Source organism: endosymbiont of Lamellibrachia barhami, assembly GCF_011947365.2.
In the GTDB taxonomy this organism is placed as follows: Bacteria; Pseudomonadota; Gammaproteobacteria; order Chromatiales; family Chromatiaceae; genus QGON01.
The window spans coordinates 2154595-2162106 of sequence record NZ_JAAVSH020000001.1; the positions used below are offsets into that span (position 1 = coordinate 2154595).

7 protein-coding genes and 1 pseudogene are annotated in these 7512 nt (G+C 57.1%); 5 read left to right on the forward strand and 3 right to left on the reverse strand.

Annotated elements, in window-relative coordinates:
* Nucleotides 1-44: 44 nt before the first annotated feature.
* The 3 genes from G9Q73_RS09645 to G9Q73_RS09655 form a co-directional block, all read right to left on the reverse strand.
* Complete coding sequence (locus tag G9Q73_RS09645; RefSeq protein ID WP_177419600.1) at nucleotides 45-1973, reverse strand: RecQ family ATP-dependent DNA helicase; 1929 nt, start codon at nucleotides 1971-1973, stop codon at nucleotides 45-47.
* Between the two features lie 175 nt (nucleotides 1974-2148).
* Entirely contained in the window at nucleotides 2149-3552 is a 1404-nt protein-coding gene (locus G9Q73_RS09650; protein ID WP_369408870.1) for an ATP-binding protein, read from the reverse strand.
* A gap of 13 nt (nucleotides 3553-3565) precedes the next feature.
* On the reverse strand, nucleotides 3566-4291 hold the full coding sequence (locus tag G9Q73_RS09655; RefSeq protein WP_177419601.1) for a response regulator: 726 nt from the start codon (nucleotides 4289-4291) through the stop codon (nucleotides 3566-3568).
* Nucleotides 4292-4626: 335 nt separating this feature from the next.
* On the opposite strand from G9Q73_RS09655, the gene G9Q73_RS09660 reads away from it, so the two are divergent.
* The 5 genes and pseudogenes from G9Q73_RS09660 to G9Q73_RS09680 form a co-directional block, all read left to right on the forward strand.
* Nucleotides 4627-5133: a Spy/CpxP family protein refolding chaperone gene (locus tag G9Q73_RS09660; RefSeq protein WP_177419602.1), complete on the forward strand. Its 507-nt coding sequence runs from the start codon at nucleotides 4627-4629 to the stop codon at nucleotides 5131-5133.
* Nucleotides 5134-5358: 225 nt separating this feature from the next.
* A complete protein-coding gene (locus G9Q73_RS09665; RefSeq protein WP_177419603.1) occupies nucleotides 5359-5652 on the forward strand; it encodes a hypothetical protein in 294 nt (97 codons plus the stop codon).
* 110 nt (nucleotides 5653-5762) lie between these two features.
* Nucleotides 5763-7019 carry a copper resistance system multicopper oxidase gene (locus G9Q73_RS09670; protein WP_304956588.1) on the forward strand — a complete coding sequence of 419 codons (1257 nt, stop codon included), beginning with the start codon at nucleotides 5763-5765 and terminating at the stop codon, nucleotides 7017-7019.
* Nucleotides 7020-7032: 13 nt separating this feature from the next.
* Nucleotides 7033-7368, forward strand: coding sequence for a hypothetical protein (locus G9Q73_RS20190; protein WP_177417911.1), 336 nt, complete (start codon nucleotides 7033-7035; stop codon nucleotides 7366-7368).
* Nucleotides 7332-7512, forward strand: a pseudogene (locus tag G9Q73_RS09680) (flagellar basal body P-ring protein FlgI); the annotation flags it as partial. The gene G9Q73_RS20190 and the pseudogene G9Q73_RS09680, both read left to right, overlap by 37 nt.

Here is a 7512-nt window from a genome sequence, read left to right on the forward strand (position 1 = left end):
TCTTTAACAATATCAATGGGCCGGTTGTTACTGGAGTGACATAATTAATCGGGATGGTTTGTACGCTTTTCTGCCCAGACGAGTACTTTGTCAAAGGGCATCTGGTCCAACTTGCCGAACAGTGGATGCCCGGTCAGTTTCTCCCGGCTCAACCGGGGGGAAGTGATTCCACAGAGAAAACGGGTCAGCAGGCGTGCGTCGGCAAGACTCTCTCCCTGTTCCTGTTTCAGGTTGCTAACCTCCTGCCAGATCCCATCGCTGATGGAAACGATCAGGCGCGGCGCTATCTTTTGTTTCCCCCGCCTGCACCAGCTGCAGTGCCCACAGGGCTGCTCCCGCTGTTCGCCGAAGTGGGCTGACAGGGTATTGGTCTGGCAGCCGTCCAGGTCCACCAGGTCGAGTACCTGTTGCAGGCGATGGATCTCCGCCTTCTCCCGTTTGAGCATGCGCTGGTGTAGTTCGTGGGCCAACCCCTGGGTGGAATCGGGTTGGCGAAGACGCCGGTAGCGGTGGCGGATGCCGGCCACCTTAACCTCCAGTAACTGCTGTTCCCCCAGCCAGTCGAGGGCGCTGATGATACGTTCCCTGGTGGTTTCCAGGTTAACGGCGGCCTGAGCCGGATCGAGGCTGAACCAGATTCGGCCCTTGACCGCCTGGCGAAACAGGGCGGCGAGAAAAGCCCTCCGTTCGCCATCGAAACGGGAGAGGATTTCTGCTGAACTCAGCAGGGGTTTGAACCTGTAATCGGCGTAGAAGGGGGTTCCACCCTCCAGATAGTCCGCCAGTTCCAGGTAGGTGAGCAGGGTGCGCAGCACCAGGGGGCGGATGTCGTGTTGCGCCGAGAGGGTGTAGAGGCTGACATCGAAGTCGTCACCCTGGTCGAAGAGGTCGCTGATCAGGCTGTGAAGCGCCGCTTCATCCGGGGTGTCACCGTAGATGAAATTCTCCAGCACGTTCAGGTCGTCGGCGCAGGCGAGCATCTTGCAGAGGGCAGGTTGTCCGTCACGCCCTGCGCGGCCGATCTCCTGGGAGTAGTTCTCCAGGCTCTTGGGCAGGTTGTAGTGGTAGATGGCACGAATATCGGCCTTGTCCACCCCCATGCCGAAGGCGATGGTGGCCACCACGATGCCGTCGTCGGCGGCCATGAACCACTCCTGTACCTGGTTTCGAAGATCGTCCTTCAGACCGGCATGATAGGCCCGCGCCGGAAGTCCGGCATCAGCCAGCAGGGCAGCCACTGCCTCCGCTGTCTTTTGCAGGGTGACATAGACAATGGCGGATCCGGTTGGCGCCTGTCTGATGGCATCAAGCAGTATCCGGTCGCGTTCCGTGGCATCCACCGGCGTGGTCTCGATGGTGAGGTTGGGGCGGTAGAATCCGGTGCGGATGGCGCACTCCGGGCCGATTGCAAAGAGCCGGCAGATATCCTCCAGCACCGGTGTCGTGGCGGTGGCGGTCAGGGCCAGGATGCGTTCGGCGCCGAACTCCCGGGCGAATCCCGCCAGCTTGAGATAGTCGGGGCGGAAATTGTGGCCCCATTCGGAGATGCAGTGGGCCTCGTCCACGGCGAACAGGGAGATGTCGATCCGGCGCAGGGCCTCGCGGAAGCGTTCGTTATTGAAGCGCTCGGGGGCCACGTAGAGCAGACGCAGGGTGCCGCTTCTGAGTTGCGTCATCACCTCCCGGTACTCGTCGGCACTGAGAGTGGAATCGAGCCGGCGTGCGCTGATGCCCCTTGCGGTGAGGGCATCGATCTGATCCTTCATCAGGGCGATCAGAGGCGAGACCACCAGGGTCACGCCGGGCAGCAGCAGCGCGGGCAGTTGGTAACAGAGCGATTTGCCGCCACCCGTAGGGAAGACGGCGGCGGCCGAATGGCCTTCCAGCAGGAGCTGCATCACTTCCTGTTGACCGGGGCGTGGTTCGGTGAAACCGAAATGTTTTCGCAGTGTTGTCTGAATCCTTGACGGCATCTGGACCTCCTGTCCATTTGGGCTTGATGGGTTCTCTTGCATCCTGATCTCATCTGCCGGTCGATTTGAAAGTTCCTTAACCGGCAGAGGCCAGATGTTACGGGCCTCAAGATGTGACGGCAAGCACGCGGGCGGGGTTACCGTATCTGCCAGCTGTTCTCAAATTAATGTGAGGTCACCTTGGTAGTGACAGCTTGACGCATAATCCGCCCTCGGACCGGTTGTACAGCACCAGATCCCCCCCATGGGCGCGGGCGATGTTCCGCGCAATGCCAAGACCGAGACCGGTCCCCCCCGTATGTTGTGCACGAGAGTTTTCCAAACGAAAGAAGGGGTCAAATACCTTTTTCAGGGCATCCTCTGGGATGCCGGGGCCTCGGTCACAGATCGAAATATCCACCGCTTCCTCAGCATCTTCAACCCTTATGTCGGTCTGACCACCATAGCGCACGGCATTCACCACCAGGTTGACGATACAGCGTTTCAGCGCCAGAGGTTTGCCATTGTAGAGGCGGGTTATCTGTCCCAGGAGCTGGACGTTTCCCCCGGCTTCCAGTGCATCCTCCTGGATGCTCTCCAGCAGTGCCATCAGATCCAAGCGCTGGCTGGATTCGCTGGTCTCTGTGCCGCGCATGAAGTCAAGCGTCGCACTCACCATGGACTCCATATCATCGAGATCCTTTTGGGTCTTTACCCGCAGTTCCTCGTCCTCCATCAGATCCGTGCGCAGACGCATCCGGGTCAGCGGTGTCTTGAGATCATGTGAGACTGCCGCGAGTATACCCGCCCGGTCTTCGATATAGTTCTTCAGCCGGGTCTGCATGGTGTTGAAGGCTTTTGCCGTCTCCCCGACCTCGGTGGGGCCGGTCTCATCGAGCGGGGGTTGCCGAATATCCCTGCCGAGTCCTTCCGCTGCCTGCCTCAGCTCCCGCAAAGGGCGAATAAGTGAACGCACGCCGATGAGAGAGAGCAGGATCACGCTGATCAATAGAACCGCCAAAACAATGAGGAGGCGGGTGGGCCAATCGAAGAGGCGCTCGGAAAGGCCATGTTTGAAGTGTACCCAGGAGCCATCCTGTAACTGCACCTGAACGTGGGAAAAAAGTGCCATGGTGTGCAGTCCGTGCATATAGGCCCAGGGACCCGACATTGGACCGCCGCCCATCATATGCCGGCGGTGCATGGGAGGCATCTGCGGCTGTGTGAGTGAGCCTTCGATGGAGATCCTGACCTCGGTATCCTGCGGCAGCCGGTTCAACAGTTCACGCCGGATCATTTTCGAAGCAATCGCAGAATTTCGTTCCAGTGGCGGGACAGGTAGCGGTTGACTTGAGAGGGTGATCTGCAGCTCCGGGCTGGCCAATAGCGGTATCAGCTGTTGACGATCCTGGGCGGGCAGGGTGTCCAACAGACGGACGACCCCTGCTGTGCGAATGATCAGGTTTTCCCGAATCGACTTGTAGAGTACCTGTCCCCGGTCGCGTAACAGGATGAACGTCGACAGCAACTGGGCCAGAACCAGGCCCGTCAGCAACAACAGTACCAATCTACCGAAAAGCGATCTTGGCAACAGGCGCACTGGAATATCCTCTTCAGTGGGTTGATGAGACCTTGCTTGCGAGCAGGTACCCACGGCCGCGCAGGGTCTTGATCAGTTCCGGCTGCTTGGCATTGTCACCGAGGCGTCTGCGCAGACGGCCGATCAGTACATCGATGCTGCGGTCGAAGGGGCCGCTATCCCGTCCCTGCGTCAGGTCGAGTAACTGGTCGCGGGTGAGCGCCCGATTGGGGTGGGTCAGCAGTACGTGCAACAGCCGGTACTCGGCGTTGCTCAGAGGGACCACTACACCGTCTGGAGAGGTGAGATGCTGGGTCCGGCTATCCAATGCCCAGTCGGAGAAAATGAGTTTCGCTGGGGCGTCAGCCAGCGGATCGATGGGCAGATCCCGTACCCGCCGCAGCACCACCTTGATTCTGGCCAGCAGCTCCCTGGCGCTGAAAGGCTTGGCTAGATAGTCGTCCGCCCCCATCTCCAGGCCCAGGATGCGATCCATTTCGTCACCTCTTGCGGTCAGCATGATCACCGGAATCCTGGAGCGTGTCCGTAGCGTGCGGCACAGCTCCATTCCGTCAACGCCGGGCAGCATCAGGTCGAGGGTGATGAGATCGATGCGGGCCTGGTCCAGTGTCATCCACATGCCGTTGCCCTCTGCCGCCGTGGTGACCTGATAACCATTCTTCTCCAGATAGGTCTTGAGGAGATGACGGATTTCGGGGTCGTCATCGACGACCAATATGTGATCTTGATGGGTGTTCATGTCTGCAAATCTAACGTGTGTCCGGTCAGAAACGCGAATATTTCTCTCGCAAAAGCGCCAAGAAAGCATTTTGTATTCTTTCGGAAACAAAAAGTTAGAACTTTGCGTTCTTTGCGTCTTGGCGAGAGTTTTTCTTTCTGAACGGACACTAACGTGTTTTTTCTATCTGTGCGGTAGTGAATTGTAACGCCCGGTAATTTTCCAGACCCTTGTTACATAAGATTACAAAAAGCCTGTTTTTCGACACAGACGGCTTACACAAGTGCAGTTTAATAATAATCAAGCCAAGAGGCTGAACTGAATTCGATTTACTGTAACGCAAAAAGGAGAGAGTCATGAAAAAGACGACTAAACAATTTCTGGGTATCGCAGCCGCTTCCGCACTCGTTATCAGCGTGGCGTCCGGTGTATTCGCCCACGGAGGATTTGGCCCTGGATTTGGTCCTGGTTGGGGTGGTCACCACGGGATGATGGGTGGTCCGGGTGGAATGCACGGGCCAGGTGGTGGTCCAGGTTGGATGATGGGTGGTGATCCGGTTGCCTATGCAGATCAACAGCTGACAGGGCTTAAAAGCACGCTGGATATTTCGGCCGACCAGGAAGATGCCTGGAACACCTATGAAGGGGCGGTGAAAGGCAAACTCGGCGTGATGTTATCTCATCGGCAGACCATGTTTGGATCGGGTACGATAGCGCCTGAACAGCGCTTCACCTTCCACCAGCAGGGGTTGGAACAGATGCAAAAGGTCACCGTCGCCAGTCGTGGCCTGTATGCTGTGTTGACTCCCGAGCAACAGGGGAGAGCCGGGAACCTGATTGGCCTGCATCACGGCCTGCGGTGAGGGGTCACTTCCAGAGGGCCGAAGTCAATCCTGTTATTGCATTTGGTTTGATTTCGGCCTCTGACCGACAAAAGAGATGGAACTTTTTTAAAAATTGACTGCCAGAAAAATTAATTGAAATAAGAATGAATCTCAGTATTATCTAGCTGTATGCCTCGACTATCTGACAAATTGCTGGCTCTGCTCCTGACACTTTTGCTGGGGTTATCTCCGTTGCAGGGTGCAATGGCTGGTTTTGCCGCTTCTCCTGACCAGGAGGGGAGCGTGCATCAGATGTCGAATATGCATGATGAAGGCATGGTTATGGACCAGGCGGCACACGATTGTGAACAGTGTAATGCTGACGATGGCTGTGTCGGTCATAGCTGCTCATCCGGTCAGTGTGCATCCTGTGTACTTGCGCTACTGCCGTTTTTTTTACTTCCTACCCATCTTGCCGTAACGCCCGTTTTGCCCATGGCGGACAAGGGTTTTGTAAGCCAACTCTCCTCTTCTCTCTTCCGCCCACCCAGGGCCTGACTTCCTTGCTGCTGATCTCTGATTTATCAGTGATCGCCTGACAACTGTTTGTTGACTAGATAGTCAGCGGTTCTGTGTTTGCCGCTGATTTGCAGAGGAAGATTAACTCCATGAGTAGTATTAACGACCCGATCAAAGGGGCGTGCCTGACGCGCCGCCGATTTGTACAAGGCGTGGCGATGGGTGGTGCCTTCGCTGGGCTGGGGCTGGGATCCAGCGCGCTGGCCGCCGTCATGAAACAGCAGGGGCCTGAAACCCTGCGCGGCACCGATTTCAATCTGACTATTGGTGAGCAGGTGGTCAACTTCACCGGTGCGCCGCGGATTGGCACCACCGTCAATGGTTCACTGCCGGCGCCGATCCTGCGCTGGCGCGAGGGTGATACCGTGACACTCAAGGTGACCAATCTGTTGCGCGAGACAAGTTCCATTCACTGGCACGGCATCATCCTGCCGAGTGCCATGGATGGCGTACCGGACATTGCAACAGGGTTTAAAGGCATCAAACCCGGTGAAACCTTCACCTATCGGTTTCCCGTGACCCAGAGCGGCACCTACTGGTACCACAGTCACTCCGGGTTTCAGGAGCAGACCGGTCTCTACGGCTCCATCATCATCGATCCCAGGGAGCCTGAACCCTTCACCTACGATCGTGACTACGTGGTGATGCTCTCCGACTGGACCGATGAAGATCCCACCAATGTCTATGCCAAACTGAAAAAGCTCAGCCACTACTACAACTTCAATGAGCGCACCCACGCGGACCTGATGAAAGACATCAAGGAGAAGGGGCTGACCGCCACCTGGAACGACCGCAAGATGTGGAATCAGATGCGCATGAGCCAGCGCGATCTGTCGGATGTGACTGGTTATACCTACACCTTCCTGACCAATGGCCAGACCCCGGCGGAGGGTTGGACCGGGCTGTTCAGAAAAGGTGAAAAGATTCGTCTGCGTTTCATCAACGGTTCTGCCATGACCTTCTTTGATGTGCGCATTCCCGGCCTGAAGATGACCGTGGTGGCGGCGGATGGCCAGCACATCGAGCCGGTTTCCGTGGATGAGTTCCGCATGGGTGTGGCGGAGACCTATGATGTCATCGTCGAGCCCAAGGATGACACGGCCTACACCATCTTCGCCCAGGATATCGCACGCTCTGGTTATGCCAGAGGAACCCTGACACCCGATCTCTCATTGACGGCCACGATCCCCGAGATGGACCCGGTACCGAATCTGGGGCATGACGACATGGGTATGAACATGATGAACCATGCCGGGCATGACATGTCGGGTATGGATCACAGCCAGCACCAGATGCCGGATGGGAAGATGATGCCGGTATGCAGACGGCCGGAGATATGGATATGAGTGGTATGCAGATATGGCGGCTGACATGGATATGGGTGGAATGCAGATGGCGCCGACACCAGCAGCGAAACCGGCCATGAAGCCCAATCCTTCTGATTTCACCGCCAATCCTGTACATCATGCCAACGGAATACACCATGTGGATATGCGGGCGGACGCTCCCCAGTACCGGCTGGATGATCCCGGTGTCGGCCTGCGTAACAACGGTCGCCGTGTACTGACCTATGCTGATCTGAAGAACCTGCGCACGACCCATGATCATCGTGATCCGACCGAGATCGAACTCCACCTCACGGGAAACATACGTTATAAAAGGTCATCATTAACTCCCGTACCGGCACCGTGGTGATCAACAGTCAGGTACGGGTCTATCCCGCAGCCGTCTCCCACGGCAACCTGGTGGTCAGTATCAGTGAGAATGCCGAGGTCTCCCAACCCGGTGCCTTCTCTGGGGGACAGGCTGCGGTAGTCCCCCAAAGCGATGTGGGGGTGA